Below are 17,867 nucleotides of genomic sequence, written 5' to 3'. Positions count from 1 at the left end.
CCTGCGAAGCTTTTAGCGCCTTCAAGGGCCCCTTCGCGGGCAAGCCTTGCTCCTACGTGCAGCAAAAACGAAAAAGCCCGACCAGCATTGCTACTGATCGGGCTTTTCTATTTCTGCAACGGCTTACTCGGTAGCGAGCACGCCACGACGCACCTGATCCCGCTCGATGGATTCGAACAGCGCCTTGAAGTTGCCTTCACCGAAACCATCATCGCCTTTGCGCTGGATGAATTCGAAGAACACCGGCCCCATCAGGGTTTCCGAGAAGATCTGCAGTAACAGGCGCTTGTCGCCCGACTCAGACGAACCGTCCAGCAGAATCCCGCGCATTTGCAGTTGATCCACCGGCTCGCCGTGGTTCGGCAAACGGCCTTCGAGCATTTCGTAGTAGGTTTCCGGTGGCGCGGTCATGAAGCGCATGCCGATTTTCTTCAGGCGATCCCAGGTGTCGATCAGGTTGTCGCTGAGGAACGCGACGTGCTGGATGCCTTCGCCGTTGAACTGCATCAGGAACTCTTCGATCTGACCGGCGCCCTTGGACGATTCTTCGTTCAACGGGATGCGGATCATGCCATCCGGCGCGGTCATGGCCTTGGAGGTCAGGCCGGTGTATTCACCCTTGATGTCGAAGTAACGGATTTCACGGAAGTTGAACAGCTTCTCGTAGAAGTTGGCCCAGTAGGCCATGCGACCGCGATAGACGTTGTGGGTCAGGTGATCGATGATCTTCAGGCCCGCCCCTTCCGGGTTGCGGTCAACGCCTTCGATGAACACGAAGTCGATGTCGTAGATCGAGCTGCCTTCACCGAAACGGTCGATCAGGTACAGCGGCGCGCCGCCGATGCCTTTGATCGCCGGCAGGTTCAGTTCCATCGGGCCGGTTTCGATGTGGATCGGCTGGGCGCCGAGTTCGAGGGCGCGGTTGTAGGCTTTTTGCGAATCCTTGACCCGGAACGCCATGCCGCACACCGACGGGCCATGCTCGGCCGCGAAGTAGGAAGCGACGCTGTGGGGTTCGTTGTTGAGGATCAGGTTGATCTGGCCCTGGCGATACAGGTGCACGTCTTTGGAACGGTGGGTCGCGACCTTGGTGAAGCCCATGATCTCGAAGATCGGCTCAAGCGTGTTCGGGGTCGGCGATGCGAACTCAATGAACTCAAAGCCCATCAGGCCCATTGGGTTTTCGTATAAATCTGCCATGGTTGGCGCCTCATCATCATTTTTAGAATTAACGGATCGTTAGTTGCTAGCAATGCTGAGACTGGCGGGTGGCGCGCAGGAGATGCCCCTCACGCTGCGGGCGAGGAAGTCACCGTAGATCAATTGAAACCCGAAACTCTTCATTGTCGACCCAAGGCTCTTGCGGGCGAGGCTTCTGCTGCCAGAAGACGTTTATTATTGTATGCGTAACCCGATTCTACACAGCGTAAAACGGTTTGTCCGCCTTCTGTATCAAATCCCCTTTTTCGTGGCCGGTGCAAGCGGTTTGTTGCACAGGTAAATCCCCGCCAGAATCAGCCCGCCCCCCACGCACATGGGCAACGTCAGCTGTTCGTCCAACAGCAACGCACCGAGGATCACGGCGGTCAGCGGATTCAACGCGATGAACACGCCGGAGCGGGTCGCGCCGATTTTGCGCAGGCCGTCGTAATAGCCGATGTAGGCCAGTGCCGATCCTAGAATGCCGAGGTACATCAGGCTCAACCATTGCTGCGGGCCCAGGCTGAGGAGCGCATCGACACGCAACTCGCCGCGCACGGCACTGGCCAGCCACAGCATCGCCGTGCCCAGCAAAATCGAGTACATCACCGTTTGCACAGGCCCCAATGCCTGATTCAGGCTTTTGGAAAACAGTGAGTAAATACCCCAACTCAGCACACAGCCGAAGATCAGCAGATCGCCGATCCACGCCTGCGCGTTGGCCGCCAGCAACTGCGGGTTGCGGCTGACGATCACGGTTCCAGCCCCGGCAATACAGATCACGATCCCGGCCACTTTTGCCCGGCTCAAGCGCTCCTTGAACAACAACCATGACGCCAAGCCAATCACTGCCGGATTCAACGCCACGATCAACGACGCCCGGGAGGCATTGATGTAATGCAGTCCGTAGAAGAAGCACAGGTTGTAGAAAAAAATCCCGAAGAAGCCCAGCAGCGTCAATTGCAGCCATTGCCCCAGGCTTGGCCTTATCAGGGGCACACGGGCCAGCCCTGCGAACAACAGCAACGCCACACTGGCGAGTAAAAATCTGAGACTTGCCGCAAACAACGGGCTGAGGCCATCGGCCAGGAAACGCCCGGCCACGAAGGTCCCTCCCCAGATCATGGTGACGGCCGCCAACTTCAGATACACCGGCACATCCGAGGTGTTTGTCAGGTTTTGCTCATCGCTATTCATAAGTCACCGGAAGATCAGATGCCGTATCATCGGGCTAATGTCCGATCATCGTAAAATGAGTAAAAGCTCATGACCCTGACCCAACTGGAAATCTTCTCCCTGGTGGCCGAACTGCGTGGCTTCACTGCGGCGGCCAATCGCCTGGGGATCACGCAGTCGGCGGTTTCCCACGCGCTCAAATCGCTGGAACAAGAGTTGGGCGTCGACTTGCTGCGTCGGCATCAGTCCCAGGTCGAGCTCAGTGACATCGGTCAACAGCTACTGTTGCGCGCCCGGGCGATGCTCGGACTGGCCAACACGTTGCGCCAGGAAGCGGCCGATGCCCGGGGAATGAAGCGCGGCACGCTGCGCATCGGTTCATTCGGCCCGACCTCCTCGATCAAACTGTTGCCGAAGATCCTCCAGCATTACCGAGCAGCGCATCCCGGAATCGAAGTGCATATCGACGAAGGCCCCGACCGGCAGGTGATCCAGTGGCTCGAAGAGCGGCGTATCGACATCGGTTTTGTGGTGCTGCCCGAGGAACGGTTCGACACCTTTGCCTTGCTTGAGGATCAGATGGTCGCGCTGCTGCCTGTTGATCATCCGCTGACGGCGCGCGACAGCCTGAGGTTGAGTGACTTGTGCCACGACCCGTTTGTGCTGACCGAAGCCGGTTCTTCCGAGCTGGTTTCCCGGTTGTTCAGCGCCGCCAGACTGAAGCCGAACATCCGTTTTCGCTGCTCGCAACTGCTCAGCACTCTGGACACCGTCGGCCGTGGCGATGCGTTGACGGTCGTGGCCGAAAGCTCGTTGCCGGACGAACAGGATCGTCGCTATGTGAAAAGACCACTGCTGCCAGCCGTTAAACGCCAGGTCGGGTTGGCGGTGCTGGACCAGCGCCAGTCTTCGCCGGCGACACTGGCGTTTATCAAGTTGGCGACGAGTCTGTAAGGCAGTTGAGCAGCGTAAGCGCAAACGGGCATCTATCATGGCCAGTGAGTGAACTCTTTTTGGCAAGCCACATATGACGTTGCCAGCATTTGAGAGCCCTATTTCTTCTTATCAGGTTTCGCAAATGCCACTGACCGTCAAATCCCGCCGCTCGCGCCGCACCCGGATGGCCGTCACTGTTTTGAGCGCAGTGCTGCCGGTGCTTCTGGGATTTTCCATCCTCTACATGCAAGCCGAACGCGCATTGAAACAAAGTACCGAACAAACCGCCGACGAAGCCCTGCGCCAGTTCAATCTGATGCTCGACAACACCGCCGAGGCCGCGCGCGTGCTGCTGCCATTGGCCGGCGATAGCTGCAACGACGCCAAACTGGCCTTGCGTGAACAAGTCACTCGCCGGCCCTTCGTGCGCTCGACCAACCTGGTGTACGACAACATGATCTATTGCAGTTCGCTGTTTGGTGACTATCAGGAGAAGGTCAACCCCGGCGACTACACCAAGGGCCAGTTGTGGCTGATGAGCGGCAACCCGGTGACGCCCGACACGGCGTTGCTGGTGTATCGCCTCAGCGACGAAAAAAAGGGCGCGCTGACCACCCTCGACGGTTATCACCTGAGCAACGTGCTACGGCTGATCGGGCGCCAGACTGCGCTGCTGCTGGAAGTTGGCAATAACTGGCTGTCCGCCGACGGCAAAGTCCATGACGGCGCTCTGCCCGCCTTGCCGGTGGCGCAAAGCACCCGGGTATCCGAACCCTATGCCTTTACCGTGGCCGCCGGTTTCCCCGAGGGCGAAACCTGGCGCTACATGCGCCGCGAATACCCGCTGTTATTCAGCCTGCTGATCTTTTTTGGCGTGGTTTCGGGCTCGATCGGGCATTTTCTGCAGAAGCGAGCCTCATCGCCCAGCGTCGAATTGCAGCGCGCGCTGGAGGCTGGGGAGTTCATTCCGTACTTTCAACCGGTGGTGCACGGAGACACTAAAAGGTGGAGCGGCGCCGAAGTGTTGATGCGCTGGAAGCACCCTAAGGAAGGCCTGGTGCGGCCGGACCTGTTTATCCCGTTTGCCGAGCACTCGGGGCTGATCGTGCCGATGACCCGCGCATTGATGCGCCAGACCGCTGCGTTGCTGGGGCCGGTTTCGGCGTCGTTCGACGGGGCGTTTCATATCGGTATCAACATCACTGCCAGGATCTGGAACTGGTAGAGGATTGTCGCGAGTTTCTCCGTGCCTTCGCACCCGGCAGCATCAGCCTGGTGCTGGAGTTGACCGAGCGTGAACTGATCGAACCCACGGCCATCACTCATCAATTGTTCGAACAACTTCATGGGTTGGGGGTGATGATTGCGATCGATGACTTTGGGACCGGCCATTCAAGCCTGGGTTATCTGCGTCAGTTCAATGTGGATTTCCTGAAAATCGATCAGAGTTTCGTCGCCATGATCGGCGCCGATGCCCTCTCCGGGCACATTCTGGACAGCATCATCGAACTTTCGGCCAAGCTGGACTTGGGAATTGTTGCTGAAGGTGTGGAAACTCAGGAGCAAAGCGATTACCTGACGGCCCACCAGGTGAACTTTCTGCAAGGCTACCTGTTTGGCCGGCCGATGCCTGGCGCCGACTTCATTAATGCATTAAGTCACCATTAACTCATCGGTCAAATAACGAAACACTGCACCAAATTGAATCAAAAGACTGCTGTTGTTACATGAAGAAAAAGACAGGATTTACTCTTGGGCAATTAACTACTACAATTTTTCTTGCCTGTGCAAGATTGGCAGGTGAGCCATTATCACCGAGTCGCTTCAAGGCTCTTGGCTTATAGCTTTGTTTGCGGTTGGTATCAGCCAAACACACTATTGGAGTAAAGATATTGTCCAGACTCGCTGAATTTCGTGCAGCTGAAAAGGCCCTTCAAGAACAGCTCAAGCAGCTGGAATCCCTGAAGAACGATGCCGGGCTCAAGAAAGAAATCGAATTCGAAGAAAAGCTCCAGGGGCTGATGAAAACCTACGGCAAAAGCCTGCGCGACATCATCGCCATTCTCGATCCGAACCCGGCTAAATCGGGCCTGCAACAAGCCGCCGCGCCTAAAACCCGCCGCGCTCGTGTGGTCAAGGTCTATCACAACCCGCACACCGGTGAACTGATTGAAACCAAGGGCGGCAACCACCGTGGCCTGAAAGCCTGGAAAGAACAGTACGGCGCTGCCACTGTTGATTCCTGGTTGCGCGGTTAACCCCTCGCCGTCACAACAAAAGCCCTGCTAAAGCAGGGCTTTTTCATGGGTGATATCTAACAAATGCAACGATAGTCGTCGAACAAGTTGCCAATGTCTTGTGATGAGCCGCGCTTGAAAGCGTAAAACATCGGTGAAATCGCCCCAACGTATCAACGCCCAGAGCATTCGATAGTGGCACGCTAACTTTATGCTTAATGCCTTTGGGTATCTAAGCGTTGCTGATATCTGCCGCCAGGCAATGCCTCTTCTAAAGTTTCAAGCTGTTACGAGCAGCCTCTATTTCGTCCTGACTTGCCTTATAAACCTCCGCCTGCCCGGCATAGGAAAGAACATAGGCCTTGTCGGCCTCGACGGCGGCAACCAATGTTTGCGACAGCACATGCCGACCGTTTTGGGTGACCGTGCAAGTGGTTTCAAGCGCTGACAACTGACTCAATGTAGCCGGATGAATCTTGTTGCAGACACTTTGATAGCCCCCCTGGAAAAAGTCCTTCTGCACCGACTTGCGCATCTCCAGCAACACGCCCTGCAAATTCACCTGATGGCCACTTTCCACGGGGGTCGTCGTCAATTCCATCACCAGCACCTGATTACCCTCGGCGTCGTTTTTCACCGCACGCTGGCGGGACACCTGCGGCGTGGCTTCGTTTGGCGCGACGACTTCAACCTCCCAACCGGTTGGCCAGGTAATGCTCGGGGTGTCAGCCTGCGCCGCCGTGGCCAGAGCAAAAAAACCCGTGAAAACGAATAGCGAAGAGAACGGTCGGATCATTACGAGGGGCACTCACAGATTGAACGGCAAAGTCTGAGCCTCCCCCGGCCGCCAGGCAATAGCCGGCGGTTTTGGTTTGGCGATGTCGGGACGCTTGCGTATCATTGCGACCATTCGCCAGCCCCACTTATTTTCCGGAGGGCCCATGAGCCTGCACGAATTGAACACCTTCCCCGGCGTCACCGCCGCACCTGATACCGCGACCCAGAAGTTCGTTTTCAACCACACCATGCTGCGGGTCAAGGACATCACCAAGTCCCTGGATTTCTACACGCGCATTCTCGGTTTCTCGCTGGTTGAAAAGCGCGACTTCCCGGAAGCCGAGTTCAGTCTGTACTTCCTGGCGCTGGTCGATAAAAACCAGATCCCGGCCGATGCCGCCGCGCGGACCGAGTGGATGAAGTCGATCCCGGGCATCCTGGAACTGACCCACAACCACGGCACCGAGAACGATCCGGAATTCGCCTATCACAACGGCAACACCGACCCGCGCGGCTTCGGTCATATCTGCATCTCGGTACCGGACATTCGCGCGGCTTGTGAGCGTTTTGAAGCGCTGGGCTGTGATTTCCAGAAGCGTTTGAACGACGGTCGGATGAAGAGCCTGGCGTTCATCAAAGACCCGGATGCTTATTGGGTCGAGATCATTCAGCCTGCGCCGATGTAAAGCGAAATCAAAAGATCGCAGGCGTCGCCAGAATCAAGCACGACCGGTCTTTTGTAGGAGCTGCCGCAGGCTGCGATCTTTTTCGCCACACACAAAAAACCCCATGATCACTCATGGGGTTTTGTGTTTTCAGCGCTGGCCTTTAAGCCGGGGCCGACGTCCGGATCAGGTGATCGAATGCGCTCAGGGAAGCCTTGGCGCCCTCTCCCACTGCAATCACGATCTGCTTGTACGGCACAGTGGTCACGTCGCCGGCAGCGAACACACCCGGCAGCGAGGTTTCACCGCGAGCATCGACGATGATCTCGCCACGGGGCGACAACTCGACGGTACCTTTGAGCCAGTCGGTGTTCGGCAGCAAACCGATCTGTACAAAGATCCCTTCCAGCTCGACCGTGTTGAACTCGCCCGAATCGCGATCCTTGTAGACCAGACCGGTGACCTTCTCCCCGTCACCTTTCACTTCGCTGGTCAGCGCGCTGGTGATGACGTTGACGTTCGGCAGGCTGTACAACTTGCGTTGCAACACCGCATCGGCGCGCAGCTTGCTGTCGAATTCCAGCAGTGTGACGTGGCTGACGATACCAGCCAGGTCAATGGCCGCTTCAACGCCGGAGTTACCGCCGCCGATGACCGCCACACGCTTGCCCTTGAACAGCGGACCGTCGCAGTGCGGGCAGAAGCACACACCTTTGGCTTTGTATTGCTGCTCGCCCGGCACACCCATTTCGCGCCAGCGGGCCCCGGTGGCGAGGATCAGCGCCTTGGTTTTCAGGCCGGCGCCGCTTTCGAAGCGCACTTCGTGCAACTCGCCGGCATTCTTCGCCGGGATCAGCGCAGTGGCCCGTTGCAGGTTCATGATGTCGACGTCGTACTGCTTGACGTGTTCTTCCAGAGCGCTGGCCAGTTTCGGCCCCTCGGTTTCCTGTACGGAGATGAAGTTCTCGATGGCCATGGTGTCCAGCACCTGCCCACCAAAACGTTCAGCGGCCACACCCGTGCGGATACCTTTACGCGCGGCGTAGATTGCAGCCGAAGCACCGGCCGGGCCGCCGCCGACGATCAATACGTCAAAAGCTTCCTTGGCGCTGATCTTCTCGGCCTGGCGCTCGGCACCGCTGGTGTCGATCTTGGCGAGGATTTCTTCCAGGCCCATGCGGCCCTGGCCGAAGAGTTCGCCGTTGAGGTAGATGCTGGGCACCGCCATGATCTTGCGATCATCGACTTCGGCCTGGAACAACGCACCGTCGATGGCAACGTGGCGGATGTTCGGGTTCAGCACCGCCATCAGGTTCAACGCCTGGACGACGTCCGGGCAGTTCTGGCAGGACAGCGAGAAATAAGTCTCAAAGCTGAACTGGCCTTTGAGCGAGCGGATCTGTTCGATCACTTCAACGCTGGCTTTCGAAGGGTGGCCGCCGACTTGTAGCAAGGCCAGCACCAGCGAGGTGAATTCGTGGCCCATCGGGATGCCGGCAAAACGCAGACTGATGTCGGCACCCGGGCGGTTGATCGAGAACGATGGCTTGCGTGCATCGTCACCGTTGTCGAGCAACGTAATTTGAGTCGAAAGGCTGGCAACTTCTTTCAGCAGTTCGAGCATTTCCTGGGATTTCGCACCGTCGTCGAGGGAAGCAACGATCTCGATCGGCTGGGTGACCCGTTCCAGGTACGATTTCAACTGGGCTTTAAGATTGGCGTCCAACATACGGGCGATTTCCTTTTGTTTCGTTCATAAAAAAACGCCCGAGCGAATCTCGCCCGGGCGTTTTTGAGGGCGGTTGCAGCTTACTTAGGTGCGGAAACCCGCCCTGGTGTGGCTTTTTTCACAGACTTAGATCTTGCCGACTAGGTCCAGGGACGGAGCCAGAGTGGCCTCGCCTTCTTTCCACTTGGCTGGGCACACTTCGCCTGGGTGAGCAGCGACGTACTGAGCAGCCTTGATTTTGCGCAGCAGCTCGGAAGCGTCACGGCCAACACCGCCGTCGTTCAGTTCAACGATTTTGATCTGGCCTTCCGGGTTGATCACGAAGGTGCCACGGTCGGCCAGGCCAACTTCTTCGATCAGCACGTCGAAGTTGCGGGAGATGGCGTGGGTTGGGTCGCCGATCATGGTGTATTCGATTTTGCCGATCGCTGGCGAAGTGTTGTGCCAGGCCGCGTGAGCAAAGTGGGTGTCAGTGGAAACGCTGTAGATCTCGACGCCCAGTTTCTGGAACGCGGCGTAGTTGTCAGCCAGGTCTTCCAGTTCGGTTGGGCAAACGAAGGTGAAGTCGGCTGGGTAGAAGAACACGACCGACCACTTGCCTTTCAGGTCAGCGTCCGACACTTGTACGAAGTCGCCATTTTTGTAAGCGGTAGCTTTGAACGGTTTAACTTGGCTGTTGATGATAGGCATCGGTGACTCTCCGTCAGGGTTGAAAAGTTTGGTTAAGAAGTTGATGGGGTGAATCCTACCCACTCGATGGACGGATGGCTCATTGGCAAAGCTCATGCTGGTAATTGGTTTTCGCTATTAGCCGGACGTATTAATAGAAGAAAACTTACTGAGCAGCGCCAATGGCTTTTTCCGCAAGGGGCGTCATCCCAAGAAACGGGCTGGCTTCAACATAGCGCATGGCGGATTTCATATCCTTCCAGCCCACATAACTCATCAACGACTTCAAATCCCAACCGCTTTGGTGAGCCCACGTCGCAAAGCCCCGGCGCAAGGAGTGACTGGTGTAATGCTCGGCGGGAATGCCGGCGCGTTCCAGCGCCTGGCGCAGCAATGGAATCACGCTGTTGGCGTGCAAGCCCTCCTCGCTCAAATGCCCCCAACGGTCGATGCCGCGAAATACAGGACCACGAACCAGCGCGGCTTCGGTGATCCAGTCGATGTAGGCCTGCACCGGACACAAACGCTGCAACGCCGGGGTCTGGAACGTCTTGCCAAGGTTTTCCCGGTCGCTCTTGCTACGTGGCAGATAGAGGGTGATCCCCGATTGGGCGATGGCTTTTACATGCTCGATCTGCAAGCGACATAACTCATCGCTGCGAAAGCCGCGCCAGAAGCCCAGCAGGATCAGCGCCATGTCGCGCCGCGCTCTCAGTAATCCCGGCTGATTGCCTTCAGCACGGGCCGCTTGCGCTTCTTGCTCAAGCCAGGCGACCACTTGCTCCAGATGTTGAAGCTGCAACGGCTCGGCCTGCCTCTCCTGCGCCGGGTGCAATGCGCGAATGCCCTTGAACACCTGACGCACCACCGGCGCCTTGGTCGGATCGGCAAAGCCCTGACTGTTGTGCCATTGCGCCAACGCCGAGAGGCGCAGCTTCAGTGTATTGATCGACAGCACGCCCGCATGCGCGACCAGATAGCGCGCGACGCTGTCGCTGGTCGCCGGCAGAAACCCGCCCCAACTGACTTCGAAATGCTCGATGGCCGCCCGGTAGCTGCGTCGGGTGTTGTCGCGGGTGGCGGCTTGCAGGTAGCGATCCAGATCGGACATGGGCTCAACTCTCGAAAACGTACCGCTTTGGCGGGTAAAAACCGAATGAACAGCTCATCACACGGGGTAATACCAGTATATCCCGTGTCAGTTATTGAAAGGATTTAACTTTTAAGAGTGCGTGGTACAATGCTTTATTAGTGGTACATACTACAGTACGAAATCGTAGGAGAACTCATGGCTCGTGGCGGTGTAAATAAAGCGGTGGTGCAAGCAGCGCGTCTGGCGATCCTCGCCCGTGGCGAAAACCCAAGCATTGACGCAGTACGTATCGAGATGGGGAATACCGGCTCGAAAACCACGATTCATCGCTATTTGAAGGAACTGGATGGCGGCCCGGAACGCGTCGAAGACACGTCCGAACCTATTGATGATGAGCTGGCAGGCTTGGTTTCGCGGCTGGCGCAGCGCCTGAAAGAACAGGCGCAAGAGCCCATCGATCAGGCGCGCGAGCAGTTCGATCGTCAGCGCAAAGCATTGGAAACACAGCTTGATGAAGCCCGCGAGGCCAATAGCGAACTGCACCAGCAATACGAGATTCAAAGCCTGGCGCTGACCCAGGAGTCCGACGCGCTGCTGGAAACTCGTTCGATGCTGCAGACCGAGCAAACCCGCAACGCCGGGCTGAATCAGGCGCTGGCGGATTTCGAATTACGCTTGCAGGACAAGGACGAGCAGATCCGCTCCCTCGAAGAAAAACACCTGCACGCCCGGGATGCGCTGGAACACTATCGCAACGCCGTCAAGGAACAGCGCGAACAGGACCAGCGGCGCCACGAAAGCCAGGTGCAACAGATTCAGATGGAATTGCGCCAAGCTCAGCAAAGCGCCCTCGTCCGCCAAGATGAAATCACCCAGTTGCACCGCGACAACGAGCGAGTGCTGACCGAGAGTCGCGGCACGCTGCGGGAGCTGAGCCTGCTGCAGGAGCACCTCAAGCAAGCGAACAGCCGACAGGATCAATTGCTGGAGCAAGCCAATCGCGTCGACAGTGAGCGCACCCTGCTCCAGGAACGCTTGCGCATTGCTCTGCTGGAAAGCCAGGCACTCAAGCAGAACGTTGACGAGCAGTCGCAGATCAATCAGTCATTGGAAATTGAATTGGCAAAGACCCAGGCCCGCCTGGATGAAAGCGTGCGCCTGGCAGCGGTCGTTGCAACCGCGCCAGACACAGCGAAGGACGATTAACCCGCGACCGGCGTGCGCATGGTGACGAACTCTTCGGCGGCCGTGGGATGCACGCCGATGGTTTCGTCAAAATCGCGCTTGGTGGCGCCAGCCTTCAGCGCGATCGCCAGGCCTTGCACAATTTCGCCGGCGTCCGGGCCGACCATGTGGCACCCCAAGACCTTGTCAGTCTTGGCGTCCACCACCAGCTTCATCAGCGTGCGCTCCTGGCATTCGGTCAGGGTCAGCTTCATCGGCCGGAAACGGCTTTCGTAGATCACCACTTCGTGACCGGCTTCCCGGGCATCTTCTTCGCTCAGGCCAACGGTGCCAATGTTCGGCAAGCTGAACACTGCGGTTGGGATCATTTTGTAATCCACCGGACGATATTGCTCAGGCTTGAACAAGCGCCGCGCAACGGCCATGCCTTCAGCGAGCGCCACCGGGGTCAGTTGTACCCGGCCGATCACATCGCCCAACGCCAGGATCGACGGCTCAGCGGTTTGATACTGCTCGTCCACTTCGACAAAACCTTTCTTGTCGAGTGTGACGCCGGTATTTTCCAGCCCGAGGTTGTCCAGCATCGGACGTCGGCCCGTGGCGTAGAAAATACAGTCGGCTTCCAGCTCGCGACCATCCTTGAGCGTCGCTTTCAGGCTGCCATCGGCTTGCTTTTCTATGCGTTCGATATCGGCGTTGAATTGCAGGTTCATCCCGCGCTTGGTGAGCTCTTCCTGCAAGTGCTTGCGCACCGCGCCATCGAAGCCGCGCAGGAACAGATCGCCGCGATACAGCAGCGTGGTCTCGGCGCCAAGGCCGTGGAAAATCCCGGCGAACTCGACGGCGATGTAGCCACCGCCAACCACCAGAACACGCTTGGGCAGCTCTTTGAGGAAGAACGCCTGGTTGGAGCTGATCGCGTGCTCATGCCCCGGAATTTCGGGGATCTGCGGCCAGCCACCCGTGGCGATGAGGATATTTTTGGCGGTGTGGCGCTCGCCATTGATCTCGACCGTGTGCGGGTCGACGATCTTGGAGTGGCCTTCATGCAAGGTCACACCACTGTTGACCAGCAAGTTGCGATAAATACCGTTAAGGCGATTGATCTCGCGATCCTTGTTGGCGATCAACGTACCCCAATCAAACGTTGCCTGGCCCGGAGTCCAGCCGAAACCCGAAGACTGCTCGAAGTCTTCGGCGAAATGCGCACCGTAAACCAGCAATTTTTTCGGCACACAGCCCACGTTCACGCACGTACCGCCCAGATAACGGCTTTCGGCCACGGCCACTTTCGCGCCAAAACCGGCCGCGAACCGCGCCGCCCGCACACCGCCGGAACCGGCGCCAATCACATAAAGGTCAAAATCGTAGGCCATTTCTATCTCCTCGGCAGGCCATCAGCATACCCGCAGACGTCCGTTGGGCAAGCGTTGCGAACTACATGGGGGCAGAAAATGAAAAAGCCACCCGAAGGTGGCTTTCTCAATACAAGTGGGTCAGGCGTTATTAATAAGCCTTGCCAGTCTTGTAGAAGTTCTCGAAGCAGAAGTTGGTCGCTTCGATGTAGCCTTCAGCGCCGCCGCAGTCGAAACGCTTGCCCTTGAACTTGTAGGCAATCACGCAACCGTTCTGCGCCTGTTTCATCAAGGCGTCGGTGATCTGGATCTCGCCGCCCTTGCCTGGCTCGGTTTGTTTGATCAGGTCAAAGATGTCCGGAGTCAGAATGTAACGACCGATGATCGCCAGGTTCGACGGTGCATCTTCCGGTGCTGGTTTTTCAACCATATTGCGCACGCGGTACAGGTCATCACCGATCAAGTCACCGGCGATTACGCCGTACTTGTTGGTTTCCTGCGGGTCGACTTCCTGAATCGCGATGATCGAGCAGCGGTACTGTTTGTACAGCTTGACCATTTGGGTCAGCACGCCGTCGCCTTCAAGGTTGACGCACAAGTCATCCGCCAGCACCACGGCGAACGGTTCGTCACCGATCAGCGGACGGCCGGTCAGGATCGCGTGACCCAGGCCTTTCATTTCGGTCTGGCGAGTGTAGGAGAACGAGCAGTTGTCGAGCAGCTTGCGGATGCCGACCAGGTATTTTTCCTTGTCGGTGCCCTTGATCTGGTTTTCCAGCTCGTAGCTGATGTCAAAGTGGTCTTCCAGAGCACGTTTGCCGCGACCGGTCACGATGGAGATTTCGGTCAACCCGGCGTCCAGTGCTTCTTCGACGCCGTACTGGATCAGTGGCTTGTTTACCACCGGCAGCATTTCTTTGGGCATGGCTTTAGTCGCTGGCAGGAAGCGAGTACCGTAACCGGCTGCTGGGAACAAGCATTTCTTGATCATATAAGTCCTTGAAAGGGCTGTGTGTACGAGTTTCGGCGCAGTCTAATCAGGCGGCGTGCACCTTACAATGCCCCGCACTGGCTAACCGATGCCATCATAGAGAAATATTCTGGCGGATAGTTCCCGTGAGCCTTAATAGATAGCACAGACCGTTGAATTTGCGCCGACCGACAATCGCACCACCATACGCCCATCCGCACCCGTTGCGTGCATTTGGCGCTATGATGGCGCCATTGAACCCAGTCAACGAGGCAGATAGATGTCGGTAGCAAAAAGCGTCAACGGGTACCTGATCAATCAGGCAAAAGACGGCCAGTGGTGGGTGGACAGCGTCGGCGGCGAGAATATTGCCGGGCCTTTTCCGACCGAAGCGTTGGCGATCGAGGTGGCATCGGTGTTGCAAGATCAACCCGCAGGCCCGAAACGACGCGGCAAGGACAAATCCTGAACGGTTGCTGACACGACCGCAGCCCTGCCTTGATGCAGGGCTTTTTTATGTTTTATTTTCACAGGACTGGCCACTCGCCATAACCTTTCGATACCGGCGCTGTCACAGCGTTTAGCCCTTCCCTTGACGATGAACACGACATGAACAAATTTCTGGCACTGATTGCGGTACTGGCGCTGACTGGCTGTGCCACTTCAGAAAGCACTTACTTGAAAAACGGCGAACAAGGCCTGAGCATCGACTGCTCCGGCGAAGCCAATTCGTGGGCCACCTGCTACGAAAAGGCTGATGATTCCTGCGCCGGCACCGGCTACCGAATCGTCAGCACCAACGGCACCCCGGCCACCAAGGAAAGCGACAAGACCTTGGGCGTCGATGTCGGCAACTTCAAAAACCGCAGCGTAGTGGTGGTCTGCAAATAAGGCACACGGCCTTACATGTGGATTTCGGCGAACTTGATCCCGAGGCCGCGCACGGTCTCGATTAAATCATCCAGACGACTGAAGGATTCGACCTCATCGTTTTCATCCACCAGAAAATAACTACGCCCGGCACTCTTCTTGAAAAACACGATCCATTCGCCCGGAGTCGCCGGATTCTGAATCACGTGGGTGGCAGAGATATGGCCCTCTGCATGGCGCTCCCGAACTTGCTCTCGCTTCATGCGCGGCTCCAGAAATAACAATGCCGCACAAGCAGTGCTTGAGCGGCATCAGGGTGGACGGTCAATAGTCTATCAGCCGGAAATGCACACGTTGGCGGCATTGCGCACATCCCGTGGGCGCACCGGCACATTGGACATGCGCTCATGCAGCTTGATACTGCTGCCACCCGAGCGATCTTCGATGTCGAAGACAGCCGCCGGGCCTGAGGAAAACTTCCCGGGAACGATCACACGCATGCCATCCTTGTGCGGTTCAAGTTGCAAGGCACCACGGCTGTCAGCCAGCTTTTCGACCAGGCATTGCGCATACTCATGGGGCTTTTTGCCTGAGATCACGCTCATGGTCGGCAATGTCTCGTTGATTTCTGCGACATTCGCACAACCACTCACCGCCAACGCTAGCGGCAGGACCAGGACACCCCACTTCATACAAAACCTCCGATAAAGACCCTCCGACAGCGTAAATGCCGTTTTTCTCCGAGGCTCATTGCTTTTATCGCTCATAGAATTCCGAATAACTGTTTTTAATTGTCAAACCCGACGCCGACAGCCAGATAATAACCTGTTCGGGCTGATAAACTGCGCCCATTGCCCTGCTATCGTTTTGATTTTGTAGAAAAAGCCCTTCTGGAGGCGCCTCATGAAATTTATCCACCAGCGCGAGCACCTCAATGAAGACGACATCGTCGTCATCCAGTGCTCCCAAATGTGCAACATTCGCTTGATGAACGACGCCAACTTCCGCAGTTTCAAGAACGGCGGCCGTCACACCTATCACGGTGGTGCATTCGACACGTTCCCGGCGCGCATCACCGCTCCGAGCACCGGTTTCTGGAACATCACCATCGACATGATCACCCGCAAGGCGATCAGCGTGACCAAGAAGCCGACCCTGACCCACTCGATCAAGATTATCCGTCGCTCCAGCACAAAACTGAGCTGAGTGACGCCCAACCACGTACACAGGTAGTCATGACCGTGGCCCAAACGACCAAATACGTCATCAAGTACAAACTCAACGGCGAGCGCCGCTTCGAATTTGCCCAGCTTGAAAACGGCACCGAAGCCGAAGCCAAAGCCGCACTGGATGCCATTCATGGCCAGGGCGAAGACGTGATCAGCGACATCAGCGTCAGCAAAGCGTTGTAACGCGATCGGGAGCGACAACCTGGACGTCCGCTCCCCCGCCTGACATTCGACCGCAAGCGCCGGAGTGTTCGCTCGATCGGCGATCCCTAGACTGGCCCCCTCGACCTTGGGTTAAGGTGTCAGAACATGTCTACTTCCCCGATTCGCCCTACCTCCGCGTTGGACTGGCCGTTGCTGGAACGGCAACTCGATCAGGACGGCTGCGCCATCATCCCCTCGCTGCTGAGCCTGGAAACGTGCGATGCCGTCAGCGCGCTTTACCCGCAACACGACCCCTTCCGTTCGCAAGTCATCATGGCTCGTCACGGCTTTGGGCGCGGGGAGTACAAATACTTCAAATACCCGTTGCCGGACCTGGTCGCCGAGTTGCGCAGCGCGCTCTATCCACGACTGGTACCGATCGCCAATCGCTGGTACGAACACATGGACCTGCCGACCCGATTCCCCGACAGCCATGGCGCATTCCTCGAACGCTGTCATGCCGCCGGTCAGGAGCGACCGACGCCGCTGTTGCTGCAATACGGTCCCCAGGATTACAACTGCCTGCACCAGGACCTGTACGGCGAGCACGTTTTCCCACTGCAAGTGGCGATTCTGCTGTCAGACCCCGAGGAAGACTTCACCGGTGGTGAGTTCGTACTGACCGAGCAACGCCCGCGAATGCAATCGCGCCCCCAAGTCATCGGGCTAAAGGAAGGCGACGGGCTGATCTTTGCCGTCAACCAGCGCCCGGTCAAAGGTGTTCGCGGTTATTACCGCGTGACCCTGCGCCACGGTGTCAGTCGCCTGCACAGTGGAAAACGGCATACCCTTGGAATCATCTTTCACGATGCGTTATGAGCCCATGAGCCCAATCACCTTCGATCTGTTCGCCGACGCCGAGCCAGCGCAGCCGCCCCGACGGGAGCAGATCGGCGAACAATCCTACGTCCTCAGAGGCTTTGCCCTGCCGCTGATTGATCGACTACTGCCGGCGCTGGACGCCGTTCTGCTGACCGCACGGTTTCGTCAAATGGTCACGCCCGGCGGTTTCACCATGTCGGTGGCGCTCAGCAGTTGCGGCACGCTCGGCTGGACCACCGATCGCAGCGGCTACCTTTACACCCGCAACGACCCAAACACCGGCCAACCCTGGCCGCGCATGCCCGAAGTGTTTTTGGAGCTGGCGCAAGCGGCGGCGCGGGAGGCAGGATTTGTAGATTTTGTACCGGACTCCTGCCTGATCAACCGCTACATCCCAGGGGCCAAGATGTCATTGCATCAGGATAAAAACGAAGGTTCCTACGCCGCGCCGATTGTTTCCGTGTCCCTGGGTTTGCCGGCGATGTTCCTGTTCGGCGGTTTCGAGCGCAGCGACAAGAGCCGGCGGGTGCCGCTGTTTCATGGTGACGTCGTGGTCTGGGGTGGCGTTGACCGTTTGCGTTATCACGGCGTTTTGCCGATCAAGGACGGGCAGCATCCGCAATTGGGCGAGCAACGGATCAATTTCACCTTTCGTACTGCCGAATGAAGGTTCGAATTTGACCGCAAGACCCGGAGTGCTGCGTTCCCGGCGGCTGATTAATCTGTCTGAAACCCGTCACCGGACATGAA

Annotated in this window: 20 protein-coding genes and 1 pseudogene; 11 read left to right on the top strand and 10 right to left on the bottom strand. The window is 57.5% G+C overall.

Annotated features, from left to right (window positions below):
• Positions 1-123: 123 nt before the first annotated feature.
• On the bottom strand, positions 124-1,200 hold the full coding sequence (gene hppD / locus V5E99_RS21570; protein WP_499804270.1) for a 4-hydroxyphenylpyruvate dioxygenase: 1,077 nt from the start codon (positions 1,198-1,200) through the stop codon (positions 124-126).
• A gap of 252 nt (positions 1,201-1,452) precedes the next feature.
• The gene (locus tag V5E99_RS21565) at positions 1,453-2,397 is read right to left on the bottom strand and encodes a DMT family transporter (protein WP_499804269.1); all 945 of its coding nucleotides are present in this window, start codon (positions 2,395-2,397) and stop codon (positions 1,453-1,455) included.
• 69 nt (positions 2,398-2,466) lie between these two features.
• Between V5E99_RS21565 and V5E99_RS21560 the strand changes: the two genes are divergently transcribed.
• From V5E99_RS21560 to V5E99_RS21550, 3 genes and pseudogenes are all read left to right on the top strand, one after another.
• Positions 2,467-3,330, top strand: coding sequence for a LysR family transcriptional regulator (locus V5E99_RS21560; RefSeq protein ID WP_499804268.1), 864 nt, complete (start codon positions 2,467-2,469; stop codon positions 3,328-3,330).
• Between the two features lie 73 nt (positions 3,331-3,403).
• Positions 3,404-4,980, top strand: a pseudogene (locus V5E99_RS21555) (EAL domain-containing protein).
• Positions 4,981-5,204: 224 nt separating this feature from the next.
• On the top strand, positions 5,205-5,570 hold the full coding sequence (locus tag V5E99_RS21550; protein WP_123408041.1) for a histone-like nucleoid-structuring protein, MvaT/MvaU family: 366 nt from the start codon (positions 5,205-5,207) through the stop codon (positions 5,568-5,570).
• Positions 5,571-5,820: 250 nt separating this feature from the next.
• Here the strand turns inward: V5E99_RS21550 and V5E99_RS21545 are convergent, their stop codons facing one another.
• Entirely contained in the window at positions 5,821-6,345 is a 525-nt protein-coding gene (locus tag V5E99_RS21545) for a DUF4946 domain-containing protein (RefSeq protein WP_499804267.1), read from the bottom strand.
• Between the two features lie 145 nt (positions 6,346-6,490).
• Here V5E99_RS21545 and gloA point away from each other — a divergent pair, with 145 nt between their 5' ends.
• Positions 6,491-7,012 (top strand): lactoylglutathione lyase, encoded by a 522-nt coding sequence (gene gloA, locus V5E99_RS21540; RefSeq protein ID WP_054050577.1) that lies wholly within the window; start codon positions 6,491-6,493, stop codon positions 7,010-7,012.
• Positions 7,013-7,154: 142 nt separating this feature from the next.
• On the opposite strand, the gene ahpF is transcribed toward gloA, so the two are convergent.
• The 3 genes from ahpF to V5E99_RS21525 all read right to left on the bottom strand — a co-directional run bounded on the left by ahpF (position 7,155) and on the right by V5E99_RS21525 (position 10,500).
• The gene (gene ahpF, locus V5E99_RS21535) at positions 7,155-8,720 is read right to left on the bottom strand and encodes an alkyl hydroperoxide reductase subunit F (RefSeq protein ID WP_499804266.1); all 1,566 of its coding nucleotides are present in this window, start codon (positions 8,718-8,720) and stop codon (positions 7,155-7,157) included.
• A 126-nt stretch (positions 8,721-8,846) separates the two neighbouring features.
• Positions 8,847-9,410 carry an alkyl hydroperoxide reductase subunit C gene (gene ahpC, locus V5E99_RS21530; RefSeq protein ID WP_054050573.1) on the bottom strand — a complete coding sequence of 188 codons (564 nt, stop codon included), beginning with the start codon at positions 9,408-9,410 and terminating at the stop codon, positions 8,847-8,849.
• 145 nt (positions 9,411-9,555) lie between these two features.
• The gene (locus V5E99_RS21525; RefSeq protein ID WP_499804265.1) at positions 9,556-10,500 is read right to left on the bottom strand and encodes a site-specific integrase; all 945 of its coding nucleotides are present in this window, start codon (positions 10,498-10,500) and stop codon (positions 9,556-9,558) included.
• Positions 10,501-10,677: 177 nt separating this feature from the next.
• Here V5E99_RS21525 and V5E99_RS21520 point away from each other — a divergent pair, with 177 nt between their 5' ends.
• Positions 10,678-11,688 (top strand): DNA-binding protein, encoded by a 1,011-nt coding sequence (locus V5E99_RS21520; RefSeq protein ID WP_499804264.1) that lies wholly within the window; start codon positions 10,678-10,680, stop codon positions 11,686-11,688.
• Here the strand turns inward: V5E99_RS21520 and gorA are convergent.
• Together gorA and galU are read right to left on the bottom strand one after the other, a co-directional pair.
• Complete coding sequence (gorA, locus tag V5E99_RS21515; protein WP_499804263.1) at positions 11,685-13,043, bottom strand: glutathione-disulfide reductase; 1,359 nt, start codon at positions 13,041-13,043, stop codon at positions 11,685-11,687. The two genes, V5E99_RS21520 and gorA, sit on opposite strands and share 4 nt — an antisense overlap.
• A gap of 130 nt (positions 13,044-13,173) precedes the next feature.
• A complete protein-coding gene (gene galU, locus V5E99_RS21510; protein WP_201196763.1) occupies positions 13,174-14,013 on the bottom strand; it encodes a UTP--glucose-1-phosphate uridylyltransferase GalU in 840 nt (279 codons plus the stop codon).
• A gap of 259 nt (positions 14,014-14,272) precedes the next feature.
• On the opposite strand from galU, the gene V5E99_RS21505 reads away from it, so the two are divergent.
• Both V5E99_RS21505 and V5E99_RS21500 read left to right on the top strand, forming a co-directional pair.
• Positions 14,273-14,461 carry a hypothetical protein gene (locus V5E99_RS21505; RefSeq protein WP_059405464.1) on the top strand — a complete coding sequence of 63 codons (189 nt, stop codon included), beginning with the start codon at positions 14,273-14,275 and terminating at the stop codon, positions 14,459-14,461.
• Between the two features lie 140 nt (positions 14,462-14,601).
• A complete protein-coding gene (locus tag V5E99_RS21500) occupies positions 14,602-14,883 on the top strand; it encodes a hypothetical protein (RefSeq protein WP_499804262.1) in 282 nt (93 codons plus the stop codon).
• Between the two features lie 11 nt (positions 14,884-14,894).
• Here V5E99_RS21500 and V5E99_RS21495 read toward each other — a convergent pair whose 3' ends face one another.
• A complete protein-coding gene (locus tag V5E99_RS21495) occupies positions 14,895-15,125 on the bottom strand; it encodes a hypothetical protein (protein WP_499804261.1) in 231 nt (76 codons plus the stop codon).
• A gap of 72 nt (positions 15,126-15,197) precedes the next feature.
• Positions 15,198-15,554: a hypothetical protein gene (locus V5E99_RS21490; RefSeq protein ID WP_499804260.1), complete on the bottom strand. Its 357-nt coding sequence runs from the start codon at positions 15,552-15,554 to the stop codon at positions 15,198-15,200.
• A gap of 211 nt (positions 15,555-15,765) precedes the next feature.
• Between V5E99_RS21490 and V5E99_RS21485 the strand changes: the two genes are divergently transcribed.
• The 4 genes from V5E99_RS21485 to alkB all read left to right on the top strand — a co-directional run bounded on the left by V5E99_RS21485 (position 15,766) and on the right by alkB (position 17,784).
• Positions 15,766-16,068 carry a DUF1883 domain-containing protein gene (locus tag V5E99_RS21485; RefSeq protein ID WP_499804259.1) on the top strand — a complete coding sequence of 101 codons (303 nt, stop codon included), beginning with the start codon at positions 15,766-15,768 and terminating at the stop codon, positions 16,066-16,068.
• Positions 16,069-16,097: 29 nt separating this feature from the next.
• Positions 16,098-16,274, top strand: a complete 177-nt coding sequence (locus V5E99_RS21480; protein ID WP_462009979.1) for a hypothetical protein — start codon at positions 16,098-16,100, stop codon at positions 16,272-16,274.
• A 126-nt stretch (positions 16,275-16,400) separates the two neighbouring features.
• Positions 16,401-17,114 carry a 2OG-Fe(II) oxygenase gene (locus V5E99_RS21475; protein WP_499804258.1) on the top strand — a complete coding sequence of 238 codons (714 nt, stop codon included), beginning with the start codon at positions 16,401-16,403 and terminating at the stop codon, positions 17,112-17,114.
• Between the two features lie 4 nt (positions 17,115-17,118).
• Complete coding sequence (alkB, locus tag V5E99_RS21470; protein ID WP_499804257.1) at positions 17,119-17,784, top strand: DNA oxidative demethylase AlkB; 666 nt, start codon at positions 17,119-17,121, stop codon at positions 17,782-17,784.
• Positions 17,785-17,867: the final 83 nt, after the last annotated feature.

This window comes from Janthinobacterium sp. LPB2021202312-11-4 (assembly GCF_037049705.1).
In the GTDB taxonomy this organism is placed as follows: Bacteria; Pseudomonadota; Gammaproteobacteria; order Pseudomonadales; family Pseudomonadaceae; genus Aquipseudomonas.
The sequence above is the reverse complement of the archived record's forward strand: the minus strand, read 5'-3'. Positions and strand labels throughout refer to the sequence as shown.

Coding starts and splice junctions, on each gene's coding strand:
- hppD (WP_499804270.1), bottom strand. CDS start 1,200: ATGGCAGATTTATACGAAAACCCAATGGGCCTGATGGGCTTTGAGTTC.
- V5E99_RS21565 (WP_499804269.1), bottom strand. CDS start 2,397: ATGAATAGCGATGAGCAAAACCTGACAAACACCTCGGATGTGCCGGTG.
- V5E99_RS21560 (WP_499804268.1), top strand. CDS start 2,467: ATGACCCTGACCCAACTGGAAATCTTCTCCCTGGTGGCCGAACTGCGT.
- V5E99_RS21545 (WP_499804267.1), bottom strand. CDS start 6,345: ATGATCCGACCGTTCTCTTCGCTATTCGTTTTCACGGGTTTTTTTGCT.
- gloA (WP_054050577.1), top strand. CDS start 6,491: ATGAGCCTGCACGAATTGAACACCTTCCCCGGCGTCACCGCCGCACCT.
- ahpF (WP_499804266.1), bottom strand. CDS start 8,720: ATGTTGGACGCCAATCTTAAAGCCCAGTTGAAATCGTACCTGGAACGG.
- ahpC (WP_054050573.1), bottom strand. CDS start 9,410: ATGCCTATCATCAACAGCCAAGTTAAACCGTTCAAAGCTACCGCTTAC.
- V5E99_RS21525 (WP_499804265.1), bottom strand. CDS start 10,500: ATGTCCGATCTGGATCGCTACCTGCAAGCCGCCACCCGCGACAACACC.
- V5E99_RS21520 (WP_499804264.1), top strand. CDS start 10,678: ATGGCTCGTGGCGGTGTAAATAAAGCGGTGGTGCAAGCAGCGCGTCTG.
- gorA (WP_499804263.1), bottom strand. CDS start 13,043: ATGGCCTACGATTTTGACCTTTATGTGATTGGCGCCGGTTCCGGCGGT.
- galU (WP_201196763.1), bottom strand. CDS start 14,013: ATGATCAAGAAATGCTTGTTCCCAGCAGCCGGTTACGGTACTCGCTTC.
- V5E99_RS21505 (WP_059405464.1), top strand. CDS start 14,273: ATGTCGGTAGCAAAAAGCGTCAACGGGTACCTGATCAATCAGGCAAAA.
- V5E99_RS21500 (WP_499804262.1), top strand. CDS start 14,602: ATGAACAAATTTCTGGCACTGATTGCGGTACTGGCGCTGACTGGCTGT.
- V5E99_RS21495 (WP_499804261.1), bottom strand. CDS start 15,125: ATGAAGCGAGAGCAAGTTCGGGAGCGCCATGCAGAGGGCCATATCTCT.
- V5E99_RS21490 (WP_499804260.1), bottom strand. CDS start 15,554: ATGAAGTGGGGTGTCCTGGTCCTGCCGCTAGCGTTGGCGGTGAGTGGT.
- V5E99_RS21485 (WP_499804259.1), top strand. CDS start 15,766: ATGAAATTTATCCACCAGCGCGAGCACCTCAATGAAGACGACATCGTC.
- V5E99_RS21480 (WP_462009979.1), top strand. CDS start 16,098: ATGACCGTGGCCCAAACGACCAAATACGTCATCAAGTACAAACTCAAC.
- V5E99_RS21475 (WP_499804258.1), top strand. CDS start 16,401: ATGTCTACTTCCCCGATTCGCCCTACCTCCGCGTTGGACTGGCCGTTG.
- alkB (WP_499804257.1), top strand. CDS start 17,119: ATGAGCCCAATCACCTTCGATCTGTTCGCCGACGCCGAGCCAGCGCAG.